This window comes from Eubacterium ramulus (assembly GCF_045002895.1).
Classification (GTDB): Bacteria; Bacillota; Clostridia; order Lachnospirales; family Lachnospiraceae; genus Eubacterium_I; species Eubacterium_I ramulus.
Genome location: NZ_CP173382.1, coordinates 588,850 through 607,338 on the forward strand (window position 1 = coordinate 588,850; position 18,489 = coordinate 607,338).

Here is an 18,489-nt window from a genome sequence, read left to right on the forward strand (position 1 = left end):
ATAGTTTGCTAACAAAAAGGGAGGCGATAGTATGTTAGTTTTGCCTGTATATGATTTACTGCTCCTGCCGGGAGTGACCTTTTATTTTAAAAAAGATATTCTGGACCGGATGCAGGTGGAAAAAGTAGAAAAAGGAGAGGAAATTCTGTTTTTAATTCAGAAATCAGAAAAACGCCGGGAAGATCTGACGGTGGATGATTTTCAAAACAAAGGTCTGGTCGGAACGGTTGAAAATATTGATGATGATGGGAATCTGAGTATCCGTATACACGATCGCGTGGAAATTTCCGATGTGGAACTGCAGAACGGTGAGTTTATGGCAGATGCAGCCATCTGCTCTGAATGCACAGATCTTCCGGAGGAGGAAGAAAAAGCAATTTATAAAGAGACAAAGGACAGTCTGGTACAGTTTGTCAACGGTTTTCCGTGGGGCGTCTGGGCACGGGCTTTCATACAGCACTGGAATACGATGACGGAGATTGTGTGTGCGATTTCCGGGTATCTGAATCTGTCAGCAGAAGAAAAATATGAGATCATGGAGACTGATTCAGAGCGAGAAAGAGTCGGGCTGATGCAGAAAGCAGTTTATGAATTTATCGAGATGGCTCATGTCAGTAATGAGGCAGAGAGTGCACAGAAGGAGACCCATGAGCGTGTATACCGTGAATCAGCACTGAAGAAACAGATTGATTTTCTGCAGCAGCAGCTGGATGAGATGCATCCGGAAAATATATCTGATGTGCGGAAATTTGAGAAGAAGATTGAAGAATCCGGTATGAATGAGGAAGCATTGCGGGAGGCCCAGAAGGTTTTAAACCGGATGAAGCAGGAGGGCAAGGACAGCCATGAGTATGGTTTGCTTTATGACTATCTGGATTTTATGACATCTCTGTACTGGAAGAAGGCGGCGCCGGAAGAGATTGATCTAAATAAAGCAGAACAGATCCTGGATGAACAGCACTATGGACTGAAAAAAGTCAAAGAGCGCATTGTGGAGCAGATCGCCGTTATGGCACTGAACAAAAAGCAGTCCGGTTCCATTCTGTTGTTTGTAGGTGCACCGGGAACGGGTAAGACCAGTATCTGCCAGAGCATTGCAAAAGCGTTAAACCGGGAATATGTCCGGATCAGTCTGGGTGGTGTCCGTGATGAGGCAGAAATCCGTGGTCATCGGAGAACCTATATCGGAGCCATGCCGGGGCGGATCATGGAAGGAATGAAGCGCAGCGGAAGTTCAAATCCGGTGATGGTACTGGATGAAGTGGATAAACTTTCGCATGATTATAATGGGGATCCGGCCAGTGCACTGCTCGAAGTGCTGGATCCGGAGCAGAATTTCAGTTTTACGGATCATTATATGAACGTGCCGTATGACCTGTCAGATGTGCTTTTTATCTGTACCGCAAATTCAGTGGATACGATTCCGGAGCCGTTGTTAAATCGTATGGAAGTGATCTCATTTCCGGGATACACGGCAGTGGAAAAATTCGAGATTGCGAAGAAATATCTGCTGCCAAATGCCATGTCTGTCATGGGGTTAAAGAAGCAGAACCTGAAGGTGACGGATGATGCCATGCGGGAGATTATCAATGAGTATACGATGGAATCCGGTGTCCGTGGACTGAAAAAACAGATGGAGACACTGTGCCGTCAGGCAGCTGTGAAACTGGTAAAAGGGGAACAAAAGAGCATTTCCGTAGGTGTGAAACGACTGAAAGAATTTCTGGGACGCAAGAAGATCCACCATGATGTACGGATGCAGGAACCGCAGGCGGGTGTCGTGACCGGACTGGCATGGACCAGTGCGGGCGGAGAAATCCTGTTTATCGAAACATCCAGAACAAAAGGGGAAGGGAAAGTTCAGATTACCGGTCAGTTGGGGGATGTGATGAAGGAGTCCGTGCAGATTGCATTGACTCTGGTTAAATCCATGTTCCCGGAGGAAGCAGAAACTTTGAATGAGTCGGATATACATATCCATGTGCCGGCAGGCGCTGTGCCAAAAGATGGTCCATCTGCCGGAATCACCATTGTGACGGCGTTGACATCCATGCTGAAAGAAAAAGGAATTTCACCGGAGTATGCCATGACAGGTGAAGTATCTTTGCGTGGCGGTGTGATGCCAATCGGCGGATTGCCGGAAAAACTGATGGCTGCACAGCGGGCAGGCATCCGGACCGTTTTTATTCCGTATGAAAACAGGGAGGATCTGGAAGATGTTGCAGATGAGGTGAAAGAAGATCTGACGATCATTCCGGTAAAACGGATAGAAGAAGTATTACAGAAAACAAATCTGATCTGATAACAAAAAAAGAGGAAATCAACAATCACAGGATAAAATATCCTGCGTGGAAATCGATTTCCTCTTTTTTATTTATGCAGACTATTCGGCAATACCGTTTTCTTCTGCTGTAACACTTTCAAAATGATTTTTCGTATCCATCTGGGAGGCAGCAATTTTGCGCTGTTCGAGTTTTTCTTTCTGACGATCTATTTTTTCATGATAATTCGCCTGCATATTTTTCACGACTTCCAGTACAAGTTGTTGCTGTTCTTCTGTCAGCAAAATGAAATAATCAAGAAAATCTTTCTGGGTATCATTTACCGGATACAGAAGTGTGCCTTCGTCCACAAAGAACTGCGATAATGTCATATCAAAAGAATCGCAGATATATTCCAGTGTGGCAATGGATGGAATGGTGTTTCGCTTCCTCATATTGGATATGGTAGAAGTAGACAGACCGGACAATTTGGAAAGCTGATAATCATTTAAGTGTTGTTTTCTCATAATCTCGTCAATACGTTTTAATACATCCATGATAAACCCTCCTGAAGTTATGTCCGAAATGATGACTGTATGTTATCGCTGGATACCTGTCATTTATATACATATATTACTCAGTTTTGAAGGAATAAAATAGCGTACATTCGTATAGAACTATTACTCATTTTAACGTATAACATATACAGAATCGGACTGTTTATATTTTTTTTATTTGACAAAAAATTAGCAAACAGGTAACATGAGTGCTAGAATATGTGTGAATTGGAGTTAAAATATAGGATCATTTCTATCAAAGAAATAAAACAATTCCGGCGAAAAAGGAGGATACAATGATGTACAATGAAAAAATGCTAGAATCATTTTCCAAAGAGTATGCAGAGCGTTGCCAGGTGACCGATAAGATTACGGCAGAGATGTTTGATGCAAACGGTGTTTTGCGTGGCTTACGCGATAAAAATGGAAACGGTGTAGTCGCCGGATTAACGAATATTTCTAAGATTGAAGCTTTCCGGATGGAAAACGGACAGAAAATCCCCTGCGATGGAAATCTGTGGTACCGCGGATATAATGTGATTGATCTGGTCAAAGGATTTGAGGGAAAACGCTGCGGATTTGAAGAGGTTGCCTATTTACTGTTGTTTGGTGAACTCCCTTCCGGGGAACAGCTGCACAACTTCTGTGAGGCGCTGGCAACAGCACGGCATCTGCCGACAAATTTTACGAGAGATGTCATTATGAAAGCACCGAGTGCAGATCTGATGAATTCCCTGACCAGAAGTGTACTGACACTGGCATCTTATGATGATGATATCCGTGATACCTCCCTGCAGAACGTACTGATGCAGTGTATGAAACTGATCAGTGAAATGCCGATGCTTGCAGTTTATGGATACCATGCTTATAATCATTATGTCTGTGATGAAAGTCTTTATATCCATCGTCCACAGCCAGATCTGTCTACAGCAGAAAATATTCTGCTTATGCTGCGGCCGGATAAGAAATATACAGAATTGGAAGCACAGGTACTGGATGCTGCCCTGGTGCTTCATATGGAACATGGCGGTGGAAATAATTCTACGTTTACTACCCGTGTAGTAACTTCTGCAGGATCCGACACTTATTCGGTTATTGCTGCGGCACTTTCTTCCCTGAAAGGTCCGAAACATGGCGGTGCCAATATCAAAGTAGTGGAAATGATGGCAGATCTGCGCAAAGAAGTTTCTGATTGGGAAGATGAGGAAGAAGTAAAAGAATATCTTGGAAAATTATTGGATAAACAGGCATTTGACCGGAAAGGCCTGATTTATGGAATGGGTCATGCCGTTTACTCTCTGTCTGATCCGAGAGCGCGGGTATTCAAGCATTTTGTAGAAGCACTTGCCATTGAGAAAGGCCGTCACAAAGATTTTGCATTGTATTCCATGATCGAACGTCTTGCACCGGAAGTAATTGCTGATAAACGCAAGATTTACAAAGGTGTAAGTGCAAATGTGGACTTTTACAGTGGATTTGTGTACAGTATGTTGGATATTCCGCTGGAGTTATATACGCCGATTTTTGCCATGGCAAGAATCGTCGGCTGGAGTGCACACCACATTGAGGAACTGGTAAACGCTGATAAGATTATCCGTCCGGCTTATAAGAGTATTATGGTGGAGCGGGATTACGTGCCGATGGATGAACGTTAAGATATACGAAGCGGAGACTTATTTTTCCGTTTGCTGCTGAAAAATATCACAAAGGAGTTTGCAAAATAAATGATAGATAAAAATCTCTTTCTGGAGACGTTACATGAAGTGGCTGAGATTGCTGCCACATCCAGTGAAAAAATCAAACCGGAGGAAGTACACCGTTACTTTGAGGGGATGGAACTTTCAGAGGAACAGGAAAAAATGGTTTACGAGTATCTGAATCTGCCGCCGGAGGCAAAGGCGGCCCGGCAGCCGGAGTGCGATAAGGCCGCAGAAGAGGAAGAACCTGAGGTAGAGACCATTGAGGTGTATTCGGACACAGACTCTGCATCCGGGATTCAGATTGGCGCTGACAGGGGATCAAAAGATACCATAGAAGAGGAGGAAGAGGATGCACTGCAGCCAAAAGATGTGGAGCAGCTTTCCGATTCTGTATATTATAAAATGTACCTGAACGATGTTAGAGAACGCGGTGAGGCAGATGAAGCAAAAATGCTGGAATTGTATACTGCAGTTCTGCAGGGAGATCAGAGTGTGGTCAATGCCATAGTGGATGGCTGGCTGATGCGTGTGATCCATATGGCTGGTATGTATGATGATGTACCGGTGAATATGGAAGATCTGATCCAGGAAGGAAATATGGCACTATGGATGGCACTCGGCGCATTGCCGGAGCTTGGCAGTGCACCGGAAGTAGACAAGTATCTGGAAGGACAGGTCATCGCAGGATTTGAGGCACATATCCGCGAGGTGACCGGAGATACCGACCAGGTGCAGGCGGTACTTGGAAAAGCAGCACTGCTGCATGAGGCACGCAAATATCTGGCAAAAGAAAATGCACAGGATCCATCCATCCGGGAATTGAGTGAGTATACTCATATATCGCCGGAGGAAATACAAGATATACTGGCACTCCAGAAAGAAGTTGGCACTTCAGACGGAGCAAACTAAGGCAGCAGACTGGCAGAGATGAACAGAAGAATATGTCATGCATTGCATGACGTGCATCTCGCAGCAAGAATGCCGGTGACATTCGTAAAAGAGTCCATATGGAATCAAGCGGGTTAATGACGCCCGGCTCAGATTCTATATGGACTCTTTTTTCGTGCAGTAAAGAAAAATTGTTTGCTATTTCCGGGGATTATGTTTCCTGCGGCAACAGATAATTCGTGAACAGTGGAATGACCGGATTCAGATTATCTTTTTTCCATACAGCGACGAGATGGAGCGGATCTGTCTTATAGAAAGGCAGCGAAAGTACTGCTGTATTGGAATTGGAGATGCAGTTTTCATCCAGTACTGAGAAACCGAGTCCGGCTTCCACTTTCAGAAGAAGATTCTGGATGGAAGTTGCATAAATGGTGTGAGCCGGTGTGAAGCCGTGCCGCTCACAAAATTGTACAATATTGTTATAAGCCCCTCGGGAGATGGATGGATCAATAGCGATCATCGTTTCTGTACTCAGACGATCAAAATGCAGGTTATTCTGCTGCGCCAGCGGGTGTGAGCGGGAGATGACGCATTTCGGAGATGATTCGAAAAATACCTGATAGATGATGTCATCTGCCGGATAGTCCACGATATCAAAATCCAGAGTCAGGGCAATGTCAATACGGCCGTTGAGCATGGATTCCCGCAGTTCATGAAAATTGCCACTGATAATGTCGATGCGGATATTCGGATGATTTTCCCGGAGAAGATGCAGGGCATGGGGCAGAAAGTTCTCGGAACGCTGGGTTTCAATGACACCAAGGACAATGGAACCGTTTTCTCCAAGTTCTGCGTTGCGTGCTTTCTGTATGGCAGCTTCCCCGAGTTTCATCAGTTTGGAAAATTCTTCGTAGAGAATGGCACCGCTGGAAGTGAGACGGACATATTTTTTTGTGCGCACAAATAATTTCATACCCAGCTCTTCCTCCAGGTTTGAGACATTTCTGCTTAAAGAAGACTGGGCTACAAACAAATGATTGGCAGCCTCTGTAAAATTCAGGTATTCAGCTACATTTAAAAAACATTGAATCTGAAAGATGGTCATATTGTTCCTCCGCGAAGCATTGCAATTTCTTCTTTATAAGGTGGCAGGGTTTTCTTTGGATCGTCCGGATCCGGCAGATATGGTGTTTCCAGAATTTTCGGAACCTCTGCAAAGTCCGGGTGATGCACGATATTGTACAGTGCATCAAAGCCAATCTCTCCCTGACCGATGTTGGCATGACGGTCCTTGTGGGCTCCACATGGATTTTTGCTGTCATTCATATGAAAGACAGCAATCTGATCTTTTCCGAGAATCCGGTCAAATTCTTCTATGACAGAATCAAAATTGTGTACGATATCATAACCGGCATCATGGGTGTGACAGGTGTCAAAGCAGACACGCAGCCGTTCCGGGTGTGAGACACCGTCGTAGATAGCAGCCAGTTCTTCAAAACTGCGGCCAATTTCCGATCCCTTTCCGGCCATGGTTTCCAGCGCGATGCAGCAGTCTGTATCTGCGGATGCATCCAGAACTTCGTTCAGTCCCCGGATGATCTGCGCTGTTCCTGCTTCTACACCGGCTCCTACATGGGCACCCGGATGCAGAATCAGGATTTTGCTTTTCATGGCGGCGGTACGTTGTACTTCCAAAGTAAGAAAATTGACTGCCAGCTCAAACGTTTCCGGCTTTACGGTGTTTGCAAGATTGATGATGTAAGGTGCATGTACTACAAAACTATCCATTCCATAGTGGTGCATGGCCTCCCAGCCAGCTTCAATATTCAGTTCTTCCACTGGCTTACGCCTGGTATTCTGCGGCGCACCGGTGTAAAGCATAAAAGTGTTTGCACCGTAGCCTGCAGCTTCCTTTACAGAATTTAAAAACATGTCTTTTCCGGACATGCTGACGTGTGAACCTATTTTTAACATATCGTTTTCCTCTTTTTTCGTTCGTTGCATATGTATCAAGTATAGTATAAAATGAGAAATTTTCCTAGCAAAAACTTTGCTGTTTGAGCGACAATGAAGCACTTTTGACCTTGGCAAATGAGAAAAAATTGGTTACAATAAAAAGTACATCTGTGAATCTGTGGAAAAAGTCCGGATAGCAGTATTTTCTGATGTTCAAGTCGAACGCACGTGAGACTTGGTGCGTGATTCTGGTCAGCGAAAGCTGACATATTCTTCTCAGAATCACTGCACATCCTCGCGGAGCGTTTATCTCAGTCGGAGATTGTACTCCCACTGAGAAAGACTTGTTATTACTCACCACTTACAGAAGTGGGAGTCTTCTCGACTGAGATAAAAATACAGGAACATCTGGGGAACCGGTTCGATTTTACAGGACAAAGACAGAGGGAAAGACAGAGAGAGGACGAAAAAGGGATGCCGAAATTTGAGGTAGAATTAAAACGAGTTGTGGATGATTCTTATGAGATCGAAATCGGACATGGACTGGTGGATCAGGTTGCAGCCGATCTGAAACACGGGCTGGCAGGAAAGGTTCATAAATTTGCAATTATTACAGACAGCAATGTGGAACCTTTGTATGCACGACCACTGGAACAAAAGCTGGCAGAAGAAGGATTCCAGACGGATGTGTTTATCTTCCCGGCTGGGGAAAAGAGCAAGACGCGGCAGACAAAGGCGATGCTGGAGGATGCAATGCTGGAAAAAGGTTATCGCAGAGACTGCTGCATTCTGGCTGTTGGCGGTGGCGTAGTTACAGATCTGGCAGGATTTGTTGCAGGAACTTACGGCAGAGGTGTACCATTTATTAATTATGCTACCAGTCTTCTGGCGGCAGCAGATGCATCTGTGGGCGGCAAGACAGCTGTCGATACACCGCTGGCAACGAATCTGATCGGACTGATCAACCAGCCGCAGAAAGTATATCTGGATCTGGACACATGGAAGACATTGCCTGAACGTGAGATTTACAGCGGGCTGGCAGAAACTATCAAGCACGCGTGTCTGGCAGATGCGGAATTTTTTGAATATCTGGAAGCACATATGGAGGAAATTCTTGCATTGGATCAGACTGCATGTGAGCATATCGCTGAGAAAAACTGCAGCATCAAATATCATGTAGTAATGAAGGATGAGCGTGAAACCGGCCTGCGGGAAGTTTTAAATCTCGGACATACGGTGGGACGCGCGGTGGAGACCGTTAGCGAATATCGTCTGCTGCATGGTGAGGCAGTCGCGATCGGACTGGCAGCAGAAGTGCGTCTGTCCCAGAAGATGGGCTATATGACAGATGCGCAGGCAGAGCGGGTGATCGCATTGCTCAAACGTGCAAAACTTCCGACAGAGATTCCGTTGTACATAGACCGGGAAAAACTGGTGAAAAAGCTTTATACCGATAAGAAGGTCCGGGATGGAAAACTGCGTTTCGTAGTGCAGAATGGGATTGGCGAAATTGTATGTTTTGGTGAAAATGTATATGCAACACCGGTTTCAGAAGAAACTGCCCGGGAGATTATTATGCAGTTATAATACCGGGAAGGTGTGAAACAGCATTAATACTTCCAAAATGCTCCGCAGGTTGCGTGTGAGGCAAGTCGAATATATCAGATATGAGATGACGCCCATATTTATAGGTGATGACCAACAGGAATGCCGAGGGCATTCTTGAAGCTGGAAAAGGAGTACAGGAGCATAATAATTGGAGGCAGATTGATAGTATGAGATATGAACGAAAAAGAGAAGAAGGAACAGCTGTTTTTTATGAAGTGTTGGAACAGGGCAGAAAAGCAGCAGAATTTTTTTATGCAGTGAAACCGTGCCAGACAGGGCGGGGAGACTGTCAGTTCTGGATCGAACAGATTCATATGGAGCAGGACTATCTGGATTATTCCTATCTGGATGCTGTGCTGCAGTTTATCCAGTATAAATGCTGGTGCAGCGGATGTACTGCAATGTATACACGGATCAGTGCTGTGAATTTGATGGATATGGAACGCTATCGGCGTTACGGATTTTATGTGATAGCAGAGCAGATGTCAGAACAGAGACAGGGGAATTTTGTCTGCCATTATGTTCTAAAATACCCATTGCCCAGAGAATGGGAAGAGATAATGAATATAAAGGAGAGAAATATTTACTATGAAGGAAAGAGATAAATTTGGATCCCGTCTGGGATTCATACTGGTTTCAGCCGGGTGTGCGGTTGGACTTGGAAATGTATGGAAGTTCCCATACATTTGCGGACAGAATGGAGGCGCTGCGTTCATTCTGATCTATCTGGTGTTTTTGACAATTCTTGGACTGCCGATTCTGATCAGTGAGTTTGCAGTCGGACGAGGCAGCCGTTTCGGTGTAGCCAAAGCTTATGAAAAACTGGAACCGGAAGGCACAAAATGGTATCATTTCAAATGGTTTTCTATTTTCGGCAACTACCTGCTGATGATGTTTTACACAATGGTAGGCGGCTGGATGCTGTTTTATATTTACCGCAGTGCCAGCGGGACCCTGGCATCTATGTCTGCGGATGAAGTAGGAACAGCATTTTCTGACATGCTGGCTTCTCCCGGGGCAATGGTTGGTTGGATGATCCTGGCAGTTCTCATTGCATTTGGTATCTGTGCGCTTGGTCTGCAGGGCGGTATGGAGAAAATCATGAAAGTCATGATGAGTATACTGATCATTCTGATCGTTATCCTGGCGATTCATTCTCTGGTATTGCCAAATGCCATGGAAGGAGTAAAGTTTTATCTGGTTCCAAATCTGGATGCCATCAAAAGCCGTGGCCTGGGTGCCGTGGTATTTGATGCCATGACGCATGCATTTTTTACACTGAGTGTCGGCATTGGTGCGATGGAGATTTTCGGAAGTTACCAGAAACGGGAACATTCCCTTCCGGGTGAGGCGGCGAATATCGTTATTCTGGATACGTTTGTAGCATTAATGGCAGGATTTATCATTATTCCGGCATGTTTTGCTTACGGTGTACAGCCGGATGCAGGTCCGTCCCTGCTGTTTATCACACTGCCGAACGTATTTAATAACATGGCAGGAGGAAGAATCTGGGGAACCTGCTTCTTTATCTTTATGTCATTTGCAGCATTGTCCACGATCATTGCGGTATTTGAAAATATCATATCCTTCTATATGGATATGGGTGGCTGGAGCAGAAAAAAAGCGGTAATCTTTAATATCGTACTGATCATTGCACTGTCACTCCCGGCGGTACTGGGCTTCAATCTGCTGTCAGGTTTCCAGCCAATGGGAGCAGGAAGTTCTGTGATGGATCTGGAAGATTTTCTGGTGTCTTATAATCTGCTTCCACTGGGAAGTATGATTTTTGTCCTGTTTTGTGTAAAGAAAAACGGATGGGGATGGGAGAATTTCCGCAAAGAGGCAAATGATGGAAAAGGACTGAAGATTTCCAATAAACTGCAATTTTATATGACCTATATTTTGCCGGCCATTATTGTTATTGTATATCTGAAAGGATATTATGACACCTTTGCCAAGATGGGACCGAAGGTTTTAGCAGGCTGGATGACATTTGCAGCAGTATTGCTGGCCATTATTTTTGGCTTGTCTTCTGTGAAGAAAAAAACAAAAAAGTAAACACATAAATGTATACCATTCAGAGTCATGACAGTTTTTTGCATGGCTCTGACTTATTTTGATAGCAGAAAGAAGGAATGAAGATGCGTGTATTTGAAAATCTGGAGCCCAAGGAAGTATTTTATTATTTTGAAGATATCTGCAGCATTCCACATGGATCGGGAAATACACAGAAAATCAGTGATTATTGCGTGAACTTTGCAAAAGAGCACGGGTTGAACTATCGGCAGGAAGAATGTGGTAACGTCGTCATATGGAAAGATGCCACTTCGGGATATGAGCAGGCAGACACGGTCATTTTGCAGGGGCATATGGATATGGTAGCAGTTAAAGATGCGGATTGTCCACTCGATTTGGAGAAAGATGGGCTGATTCCGGAGGTTGACGGAGCGTGGATACAGGCAAAAGGAAGCTCACTGGGAGGTGATGATGGTATTGCAGTAGCCTATGCGCTGGCTATTCTGGCAGCAGATGATATTCCACATCCGGCTCTGGAGGTAGTATTTACGGTCGGTGAGGAAGTCGGGCTGGTTGGAGCAACAGCTCTGGATACGTCTGATCTGAAAGGGAAAATTCTGATGAATATCGATTCTGAGGATGATGGTATCTTTCTGATTGGCTGTGCTGGTGCAGCTACAGTAGCATGCTGCCTTCCGGTGAAGAAGAAAACGGTGTACGGTCAGCAATATGTATGGCATACAGAGGGGCTGATGGGTGGTCATTCCGGTATGGAGATCAGCCGTGAGCGCGCTAATGCAAATAAAATCTTCGGCAGATTTCTGGCAGAATGCATGGATGAAATTGGATTTTCTATAGTGTCGGTCAGTGGTGGAGAGAAGGATAATGCGATTGCAAAACAGTGCGCTGCTCGGTTGGTTGTACCGGAAGAGAAGACGGCATCTTTTGAGGATGCGGTACAGACATTTGAGATAATGTTAAAAAGGGAGCATCATTTTACGGATCCACAGATGCATATCTATGTGGAAAAAGAATGTTGTGGAGAGACTGAGGTACTTACCGGGGAGATTGCACAGAAACTGATGTTTTTGCTGACCCATTTGCCGAATGGCGTACAGAAGCGCATTCCGGAAGTTCCGGACAGTGTACAGACATCCCTGAATATGGGAATCCTGGCACAGACAGAAGACGAAATTTCCATGACATTTTCCGTGCGGAGCAGCGTTACAAGTGAAAAAGAATGGTTGATGAAGCAGATGCAGCATCTGACAGGAAGCGTTGACGGCTACTGCAGAATTTCTGGCGTATATCCGGCCTGGGAGTATCAGCCGAATTCCAAAATCCGTCCGCTGATGATTGAGACTTATGAAGAAATCACAGGCAAAAAGCCAGAAACAGCAGCAATCCATGCCGGTGTGGAGTGTGGTATCTTCTGCGAAAAAATGCCGGGGCTTGACTGTATTTCCTACGGTCCGCAGATAAACGATATTCATACAACGAGAGAACGGCTGAATATCGAATCTGTGAAGCGCAACTGGGAACTGACGCTGGCGGTATTGAAAAAGTTATAATAAGTACATATTGATTATCCATTGAAAAGTGCAGAAGAGATGCTCATTGCTGAGGTGATTATGAGTCAGGGAACACAGATTAACTTCTATAATTCTCCGATGGAGCAGACACATTATCGCATGGAGTCTGGAAGCTTTATTGATTTGATTCTCCTGAAAGATGGATGGGTCAGAGTCGAGATGAAAAATATGGATTGTGAGAAAGTTATGGTTCGTAATTCTGATACTTTGGAACAGGCACTGGATATCGTAGTCGACGATCTTGTACACAAAGGAGATTTTGTGATTGATCAGATTGAGGACGGAAAAGTGATTTATGCTCCAGTGTTGGCAGCAGCATTGCAGCGTCAGGCAGTTCCGGTTGTGGTTGATATGAACACGGGATTGTTCTATTCCTATATCAGATTCGGTTTGGTTGATGGTGGAGCAGAAGCTGGAAATGTGTTTGTGGATCTGAATCGGTATAATGGGATTTCGAATGTGGAGTATGCACAGATGCTTTTTGAGAATGAAAAGTAATGGTGTGAATAAGTGAAAAATATTAGAACGTTAAGAATGACATTGAATAGCATACAATAGGTAGTAAGATAGGACTAATATGAGATAAAACATCTGGGAAGAAAAATCTTCCTGGATGTTTTTTCTTTTACGATATCATAAATTGAGGTGATTAAAGTAAGCGAAAAAGGAAATATATTTGTGCCAAATGTGAAAAAAAAGGTAAAAAACACATTAAAAATGTAAAATAATCACAAAAAAGCACTCAGATATGTTATACTGACTGTAAAAATAATTGAATGAATAAAAGATTTTCAAAAATATATTGGAGTGATGAAATGCTAGGAAAATTAGAATTGAAATTAAGATGTGCGGAGGAGATAAATTATCAGATGGCGTCTTTGTTTCATGGAGTATTAATGGAATTAATTCCCTCAGAATATGCAGATTATTTACATCTGTCTCAATTACATCCATATAGTCAACATTTGGAATATAGAGACGAAACATGGTATTGGATTATTTGTGGACTAAATAAAGAGGCGGTACAGACAATTATTGTTGATTCTGTGTGGAATGTAAACAGGATAATGTTAAAAAAGAAAAAAATAAAAATAGATATTATTCAAAGAAAATATACAGAAATATCTTATCAGGAATTAATAGATCATTTTTACGAAATGGAGAGTAGTCCTTATATCAATGTTCATTTTATAGCTCCAACTGCGTTTAAACAAAAAGGAAAATATGTTTTTTATCCAGATTTAAGAGGAATCTATCAAAGCCTAATGAGCAAGTATGATTCAGCAGCACGTGATGAGGGTATGGTGGATGAAGAAACATTAGAACAGTTATGCGAGAATTCTCAAATTGTACGTTATGATTTGAAAAGTGTTAACTTCTTTGTGGAAAAGGTAAAGATACCTGCATTCATAGGAAAAATTACAATTAAGCTGACTGGTACAAAAACAATGACCAATTTTGCAAATATGTTATTTGAGTTTGGAGAATACTCTGGAATAGGAATAAAAACTTCGTTGGGAATGGGATGTATAAAACTAAATGAAAGGGGAAGAAAATGATTACAGACAGGCAGATAAAACTTATTATTGGCAGCTTGCTTCATGATATTGGAAAAGTAGTGTATCGAAGTGGTGATGGGAGAAACCACAGCCAGAGTGGCTATGAATATTTGAAAACGGAAGCACTGGTGGAAGATACAGAAATTCTCAATTGTATCCGATATCATCACGCGGCGTATTTGAAAAATGCAATAATTTCAGATAATGATTGCGCATATGTCACGTATTATGCAGATAATGTAGCGGCATTTAGTGATCGGAGAGATGCATCAGAGCAAGAAATGGGATTTGATAAAAAAATGCCATTGGCTAGTGTGTTTAATATTTTGAATGGAAATCGTGGCGATGAGCATTATGCGATGCAGGTGTTGAATCCAGAAAGTGGTATAAATTATCCAACGAATGAGCCAATTGCGATGGATGAACAATTTTACCAAACGGTTGTGCGAAATATCACAGATAATATTAAGGGAATTGAGTTAAATGAAGAGTATTTAAATTCATTATTATCTGTATTGGAGGCGAATCTTTCATACATACCATCATCAACTTCTAAAAAGGAACTTGCAGATATTTCTCTGTATGATCATGTGAAAATGACAGCAGCGATAGCATCTTGTGTAGAACAGTATTTGGAAGAAAATGGGGAACAAAATCACCGAATGCGATTATTGGAAGATGCAAAAAAATCCTATGAAGAAAAAATGTTTTTGCTTTATTCAATGGATATATCAGGAATACAAAATTTTATCTATACAATCGGGGAAAAAGGTGCATTAAAAGGATTAAGAGCCAGAAGTTTTTATTTGGAAATTATGATGGAACATATTGTGGATGAACTTCTGGAAAAGCTTTCGCTTTGTCGGGCGAATTTGATTTATACAGGTGGCGGACATTGTTATTTGCTGGTACCTAATACAATGCATGCCAAAGGAGTTTTGGAAAAAAATGAGAGGGAGCTGAATGGATGGCTTCTTGAAACTTTTGACACAGCATTATATGTGGCTGGTGGGTATGCAGAAGCAAGTGCGAATGCATTAAGAAATGTGCCTGAAGGATCCTATTCTGATTTATATCAGAAAATTTCAGAACATATTTCAAGAAAAAAGACGCATCGATACAATGCAGACATGATTATAAAATTGAACAGCAGAAGGCATGAAGGAGAAAGGGAATGTAAAGTATGTAGGAGAGCGGCAAAGTTAATTGATGACAAGTGCCCAATTTGTTATGCACTTGAAAAAATGTCCAGTAGTATTCTATATGATGATTTTTTCACTATAATGTGTGTATCTGAAAAAGATTCTGTTCCGTTACCATTTGGACGTTATCTTGTGGCAGATACGGAACAAAGTCTTCGTAAACGGATGGAACAAGATACTTATGTTCGTTGTTATACAAAAAATAGAATATATACAGGAAAACATGTTACAACTAAATTATGGGTAGGAGCTTATACAACTGGCGATACATTTGAAAAACTTGCAGAGCAGTCATCTGGTGTAAAACGCATAGGAATTTTAAGAGCAGATGTAGATAATTTAGGAACAACATTTGTACATGGGTTTCAAGGAAAAAACGGTAAAAACACATACACTACAATTTCCAGAACAGCTACATTATCCAGACAATTATCTCTTTTCTTTAAGTGCTATATCAATAACATATTAAGAGAAGAAAGCACGGGGATTATCTCAAAAACTGAGGAACGAAAGGTAGTCATTGTATATTCTGGTGGAGACGATGTGTTTTTGGCAGGTGCCTGGAATGATGTACTTGCAGCATTTATCGATTTGCGAAATGCATTCCATAAATTCACGCAGGGAACATTAACAATTTCTGGAGGAATAGGAGTATATCCACCAAAATATCCATTGAATGTGATGGCAAAAGAAGTAGCAGCGTTAGAAGATTATGCAAAAAGTTTGGATGGAAAAAATGCCATTACATTGTTTGAAACAAATACATATAAAACAGAAGACTCTGCAAAAAATGGCAAGATTGCATCTGTTGGAGACCATAGGTATTCATGGTCAGAGTTTGAAAAAAATGTAATAAATGAAAAGCTTATAACTTTAAATGAATATTTTAAACAGTCGGAAGATCATGGTATGGCTTTTCTCTATCACTTGGTTGAACTGCTAAGAAATACAGAAGAAAAGATTAATACAGCTCGATATGTTTACTTGCTTTCACGCATGGAACCGCAGGATGATAAAAAGAGAATACAATATGCGGCATTTTCAAGAAAAATGTATGAGTGGAGTAAAAATAATAAAGATCGGAAGGAATTAATTACGGCAATTTATTTATATGTATATCTGAATCGTGAAGGAGGAGAAGAAGTATGAAATTAACGGAAGATAATTATACGGAACTAGCTGAGAAAGTTATCGTGAAACTTTCACAAGAAAAGAGACCAAATGGAAAGCCTGTACAGATGGTAACAACATCCAAAATCCGCAATTTGTTAGCCATGACAGCTGATATTTATAATGATGTTATTAATTCACAAGATGAAAAACTTTCGACAGACATTGCTGGGCGTATAAAATATATGAAAATTCGTTTTGTATATGAAGCTGGAAGACAGGCTGAAGTTAAAAAATTAGTAGAGCAGGCGGGATTGTTGGAGCATTTAGATGATATTGGGAACAGCAGAAAACAATATATTTTATTTAGCAGGTATATGGAAGCACTGGTTGCATATCGAAAATTTTATGGCGGAAAAGACGATTAAACGGAGGAAAATAGAATGTTTGCAAAGGTTGAAATTAGCGGAATGATTGAAACAGTGACAGGTTTACATATAGGAGGATCAAGTGCATTTTCAGCAATCGGTGCTGTAGATTCACCAGTAATTAAAGACGCAAGAACAAATCGTCCAATGATTCCGGGAAGCAGTTTAAAGGGAAAAATGAGATCACTTTTAGCAAAAAAATATAATGAAGGTTATGTGGCGAGTATACCAGATGATGATACTGAATGTTTGACACGATTATTTGGAAGTGCGAAAAAAGGGCATGTTAGAGTTGGCAAAATTTTATTTACAGATATGTTTATTGAAAATGTGGATGAATTAAAACGCGCAGGTGTCGTAGGACAAACAGAGATAAAGTTTGAAAACAGTATCACAAGAACAACTGCAGTGGCTAATCCACGCCAAATTGAGAGAGTAGTTCGTGGAGCCAAGTTCCCGATGCAATTAATTTATGAAGTGACATCTGAAGAAGAGATGCTTCAGGATTTCAAAATATTGAAAGATGGATTTCAGTTATTACAGTATGATTATCTTGGCGGAAGCGGATCAAGAGGATATGGCCGTATCAAAATATTTGATTTAGAGTTATGTGTTGTAATTGGAGATGTCAGCGATGATGTGCTGGATGAATGTCAGGAAATTTTGAATGGTGAAAGGGAGTAGATGGGAGAGAGGTAGATTATGGAGTATTCCATTTATAAATTAGAGTTTCAGACAGGCGTGCATTTTGGTACGGGCATGCTGAATGAAAGTACATATGCATTTCAAGCAGATCAACTGTTTTCGTCACTGTATATAGAGGCATTAAAGTTGGAATGTGCAACTGAATTTTACGAGGCAGTGGATACAGGGCGATTATTGTTTTCTGATGCATTCCCATATTTGCGGCAGGAGTATTTAATCCCGAAGCCGATGATTTATGTTAAACCGTTAGAGCAGGGAATATCAGAACAAAAGAAATTATTTAAGAAAGTAAAATATATTCCAATCGAAATGTTGGATGATTTTCTGAATGGAACTGTGCAATTGCATCAAGATCCAATGAAGGATTATGGAACATTTGTGCAGCAGACGATGGCAAATGTGAGAAGCGAGGATGAGACACTCCCATTTCGAGTCGGAAGTTTTTTCTATCAAGATGGATGTGGTTTATATCTTGTTGTGGCGTATGAAGGGATGGATGAAAAAGTACTGTTAGAAAACTTGTTGGAATCTTTATCTTACACGGGGATAGGAGGAAAAAAGAGTGTGGGTATGGGAAAGTTTATTCTTAAAGTGGCAAAAATGCCCGAGATTTTTGAAGCACATTTGAAAAATAAAACATCCCGACAGATATTATTATCGGTGGCGTTACCAAAAGAAAATGAATTAGGAAGTGTACTGGATAAGGCATCTTATCAGTTGCTGAAACGATCTGGCTATGTGGCATCTGTAAATTATGCAGATGAATGGAAAAAGAAAAAGGATTTATATGTTTTTTCAGCGGGATCATGTTTTGAACATCGATTTGAAGGAGATATATATGATGTGTCAGACAGCGGGAAACATCCGGTATATCGTTATGCAAAAGCACTTTTTCTGGGGGTATAAT

At 41.8% G+C, this 18,489-nt stretch carries 16 protein-coding genes; 13 read left to right on the top strand and 3 right to left on the bottom strand.

Annotated elements, in window-relative coordinates; genetic code table 11:
* Positions 1–31 precede the first annotated feature (31 nt).
* Positions 32–2,302 carry an endopeptidase La gene (gene lon / locus ACIRUQ_RS02665; RefSeq protein ID WP_022035389.1) on the top strand — a complete coding sequence of 757 codons (2,271 nt, stop codon included), beginning with the start codon at positions 32–34 and terminating at the stop codon, positions 2,300–2,302.
* An 81-nt stretch (positions 2,303–2,383) separates the two neighbouring features.
* Here the strand turns inward: lon and ACIRUQ_RS02670 are convergent, their stop codons facing one another.
* Positions 2,384–2,818, bottom strand: coding sequence for a helix-turn-helix transcriptional regulator (locus ACIRUQ_RS02670; RefSeq protein ID WP_021739559.1), 435 nt, complete (start codon positions 2,816–2,818; stop codon positions 2,384–2,386).
* Between the two features lie 296 nt (positions 2,819–3,114).
* On the opposite strand from ACIRUQ_RS02670, the gene ACIRUQ_RS02675 reads away from it, so the two are divergent.
* Both ACIRUQ_RS02675 and ACIRUQ_RS02680 read left to right on the top strand, forming a co-directional pair.
* Positions 3,115–4,473, top strand: coding sequence for a citrate/2-methylcitrate synthase (locus ACIRUQ_RS02675; RefSeq protein ID WP_055290807.1), 1,359 nt, complete (start codon positions 3,115–3,117; stop codon positions 4,471–4,473).
* A gap of 69 nt (positions 4,474–4,542) precedes the next feature.
* Positions 4,543–5,427 (top strand): hypothetical protein, encoded by an 885-nt coding sequence (locus ACIRUQ_RS02680; protein ID WP_022035391.1) that lies wholly within the window; start codon positions 4,543–4,545, stop codon positions 5,425–5,427.
* A 190-nt stretch (positions 5,428–5,617) separates the two neighbouring features.
* On the opposite strand, the gene ACIRUQ_RS02685 is transcribed toward ACIRUQ_RS02680, so the two are convergent.
* The gene (locus tag ACIRUQ_RS02685) at positions 5,618–6,511 is read right to left on the bottom strand and encodes a LysR family transcriptional regulator (protein ID WP_022035392.1); all 894 of its coding nucleotides are present in this window, start codon (positions 6,509–6,511) and stop codon (positions 5,618–5,620) included.
* Complete coding sequence (locus ACIRUQ_RS02690) at positions 6,508–7,380, bottom strand: deoxyribonuclease IV (protein WP_404856526.1); 873 nt, start codon at positions 7,378–7,380, stop codon at positions 6,508–6,510. The genes ACIRUQ_RS02685 and ACIRUQ_RS02690 overlap by 4 nt, the downstream gene beginning before the upstream one ends.
* Before the next feature lie 456 nt (positions 7,381–7,836).
* Between ACIRUQ_RS02690 and aroB the strand changes: the two genes are divergently transcribed.
* The 10 genes from aroB (at position 7,837) to csm4 (ending at position 18,488) form a co-directional block, all read left to right on the top strand.
* Entirely contained in the window at positions 7,837–8,949 is a 1,113-nt protein-coding gene (aroB, locus tag ACIRUQ_RS02695; protein WP_022035394.1) for a 3-dehydroquinate synthase, read from the top strand.
* A 188-nt stretch (positions 8,950–9,137) separates the two neighbouring features.
* Positions 9,138–9,575, top strand: coding sequence for a hypothetical protein (locus tag ACIRUQ_RS02700; RefSeq protein ID WP_055290811.1), 438 nt, complete (start codon positions 9,138–9,140; stop codon positions 9,573–9,575).
* The gene (locus ACIRUQ_RS02705) at positions 9,559–11,028 is read left to right on the top strand and encodes a sodium-dependent transporter (RefSeq protein ID WP_055290813.1); all 1,470 of its coding nucleotides are present in this window, start codon (positions 9,559–9,561) and stop codon (positions 11,026–11,028) included. The genes ACIRUQ_RS02700 and ACIRUQ_RS02705 overlap by 17 nt, the downstream gene beginning before the upstream one ends.
* An 83-nt stretch (positions 11,029–11,111) precedes the next feature.
* Positions 11,112–12,557, top strand: coding sequence for an aminoacyl-histidine dipeptidase (locus ACIRUQ_RS02710; protein WP_055290864.1), 1,446 nt, complete (start codon positions 11,112–11,114; stop codon positions 12,555–12,557).
* 60 nt (positions 12,558–12,617) lie between these two features.
* Positions 12,618–13,076 carry a hypothetical protein gene (locus ACIRUQ_RS02715; protein WP_156331001.1) on the top strand — a complete coding sequence of 153 codons (459 nt, stop codon included), beginning with the start codon at positions 12,618–12,620 and terminating at the stop codon, positions 13,074–13,076.
* A gap of 278 nt (positions 13,077–13,354) precedes the next feature.
* A complete protein-coding gene (cas6, locus tag ACIRUQ_RS02720) occupies positions 13,355–14,137 on the top strand; it encodes a CRISPR-associated endoribonuclease Cas6 (RefSeq protein ID WP_242853627.1) in 783 nt (260 codons plus the stop codon).
* Positions 14,134–16,488, top strand: a complete 2,355-nt coding sequence (gene cas10 / locus ACIRUQ_RS02725) for a type III-A CRISPR-associated protein Cas10/Csm1 (protein ID WP_055290818.1) — start codon at positions 14,134–14,136, stop codon at positions 16,486–16,488. Before cas6 ends, cas10 begins: the two co-directional genes overlap by 4 nt.
* Positions 16,485–16,877 carry a type III-A CRISPR-associated protein Csm2 gene (csm2, locus tag ACIRUQ_RS02730; RefSeq protein WP_055290819.1) on the top strand — a complete coding sequence of 131 codons (393 nt, stop codon included), beginning with the start codon at positions 16,485–16,487 and terminating at the stop codon, positions 16,875–16,877. The genes cas10 and csm2 overlap by 4 nt, the downstream gene beginning before the upstream one ends.
* Before the next feature lie 15 nt (positions 16,878–16,892).
* Positions 16,893–17,561, top strand: coding sequence for a type III-A CRISPR-associated RAMP protein Csm3 (csm3, locus tag ACIRUQ_RS02735; protein ID WP_055290821.1), 669 nt, complete (start codon positions 16,893–16,895; stop codon positions 17,559–17,561).
* Positions 17,562–17,579: 18 nt separating this feature from the next.
* Positions 17,580–18,488 carry a type III-A CRISPR-associated RAMP protein Csm4 gene (csm4, locus tag ACIRUQ_RS02740; RefSeq protein WP_055290823.1) on the top strand — a complete coding sequence of 303 codons (909 nt, stop codon included), beginning with the start codon at positions 17,580–17,582 and terminating at the stop codon, positions 18,486–18,488.
* Position 18,489 lies beyond the last annotated feature (1 nt).

What these genes read in the sequence shown, in the direction of transcription:
- csm4 (WP_055290823.1), top strand. Translation starts at nt 17,580, where the DNA reads ATGGAGTATTCCATTTATAAATTAGAGTTTCAGACAGGCGTGCATTTT.
- csm3 (WP_055290821.1), top strand. Translation starts at nt 16,893, where the DNA reads ATGTTTGCAAAGGTTGAAATTAGCGGAATGATTGAAACAGTGACAGGT.
- lon (WP_022035389.1), top strand. Translation starts at nt 32, where the DNA reads ATGTTAGTTTTGCCTGTATATGATTTACTGCTCCTGCCGGGAGTGACC.
- ACIRUQ_RS02675 (WP_055290807.1), top strand. Translation starts at nt 3,115, where the DNA reads ATGATGTACAATGAAAAAATGCTAGAATCATTTTCCAAAGAGTATGCA.
- ACIRUQ_RS02710 (WP_055290864.1), top strand. Translation starts at nt 11,112, where the DNA reads ATGCGTGTATTTGAAAATCTGGAGCCCAAGGAAGTATTTTATTATTTT.
- cas6 (WP_242853627.1), top strand. Translation starts at nt 13,355, where the DNA reads ATGAATAAAAGATTTTCAAAAATATATTGGAGTGATGAAATGCTAGGA.
- ACIRUQ_RS02670 (WP_021739559.1), bottom strand. Translation starts at nt 2,818, where the DNA reads ATGGATGTATTAAAACGTATTGACGAGATTATGAGAAAACAACACTTA.
- ACIRUQ_RS02680 (WP_022035391.1), top strand. Translation starts at nt 4,543, where the DNA reads ATGATAGATAAAAATCTCTTTCTGGAGACGTTACATGAAGTGGCTGAG.
- cas10 (WP_055290818.1), top strand. Translation starts at nt 14,134, where the DNA reads ATGATTACAGACAGGCAGATAAAACTTATTATTGGCAGCTTGCTTCAT.
- ACIRUQ_RS02705 (WP_055290813.1), top strand. Translation starts at nt 9,559, where the DNA reads ATGAAGGAAAGAGATAAATTTGGATCCCGTCTGGGATTCATACTGGTT.
- ACIRUQ_RS02685 (WP_022035392.1), bottom strand. Translation starts at nt 6,511, where the DNA reads ATGACCATCTTTCAGATTCAATGTTTTTTAAATGTAGCTGAATACCTG.
- ACIRUQ_RS02700 (WP_055290811.1), top strand. Translation starts at nt 9,138, where the DNA reads ATGAGATATGAACGAAAAAGAGAAGAAGGAACAGCTGTTTTTTATGAA.
- aroB (WP_022035394.1), top strand. Translation starts at nt 7,837, where the DNA reads ATGCCGAAATTTGAGGTAGAATTAAAACGAGTTGTGGATGATTCTTAT.
- ACIRUQ_RS02715 (WP_156331001.1), top strand. Translation starts at nt 12,618, where the DNA reads ATGAGTCAGGGAACACAGATTAACTTCTATAATTCTCCGATGGAGCAG.
- csm2 (WP_055290819.1), top strand. Translation starts at nt 16,485, where the DNA reads ATGAAATTAACGGAAGATAATTATACGGAACTAGCTGAGAAAGTTATC.
- ACIRUQ_RS02690 (WP_404856526.1), bottom strand. Translation starts at nt 7,380, where the DNA reads ATGTTAAAAATAGGTTCACACGTCAGCATGTCCGGAAAAGACATGTTT.